1 pseudogene is annotated in these 755 nt (G+C 52.5%); it reads left to right on the top strand.

From position 1 onward, the window contains the following. Window positions 1–755: pseudogene (locus D0T57_RS15350) on the top strand (transketolase); the annotation flags it as partial.

The raw sequence follows: 755 nt of genomic DNA, 5'->3' as shown, positions 1-755 counted from the left end.
ATCTCCGACGGAGGCATCCAGGAAGAAATATCACAAGGTGCAGGCCGTACAGCCGGCCACCTCGGGCTCGACAACCTGATTATGTTCTACGACTCCAACGGCATACAACTCTCTACCAAGACATCGGCTGTCAGCGAAGAAGACGTAGCCGCCAAATACCAGGCATGGGGATGGAGGGTAATCACCATCAATGGCAACGATGCAGTAGAAATCCGCGCCGCCCTCACCGAAGCCAAACAAGAAAAAGACCGTCCGACACTCATCATCGGAAAAACCATCATGGGCAAAGGCGCAGTAAAAGCCGACGGCACCTCCTTCGAAGACGAAACCGAAACCCACGGGCAACCACTCAGCGCAGCAGGAGCCTCTTTCCACAAGACAATCGAAAACCTTGGAGGAAACCCTGAAAACCCATTCCATATCTTCCCCGAAGTACAGGAACTCTACAACAAGCGCAAAGCAGAACTCAAACAAATAGTAGCCCAGAGATATGCTCAAAAAGAACAATGGGCAAAACAAAACCCCGGGCTGGCCGAAAAGATGACTAAATGGTTCGAAGGTTACATCCCAGCGATAGACTGGGCCGCCATCGAGCAAAAACCAAACCAGGCTACCCGTGCCGCTTCGGCAACCGTACTTGGCGTGCTGGCACAACAAGTAGAGAACATGGTAGTCTCTTCGGCCGACCTGTCGAACTCGGACAAGACCGACGGCTTCCTCAAGAAAACACACGCCATGCAAAAAGGCGACTTCTC

Origin of the sequence: Dysgonomonas sp. 511, from assembly GCF_010501105.1 — a bacterium.
In the GTDB taxonomy this organism is placed as follows: domain Bacteria; phylum Bacteroidota; class Bacteroidia; order Bacteroidales; family Dysgonomonadaceae; genus Dysgonomonas.
This window is presented reverse-complemented; position numbering and strand designations above follow the sequence as displayed.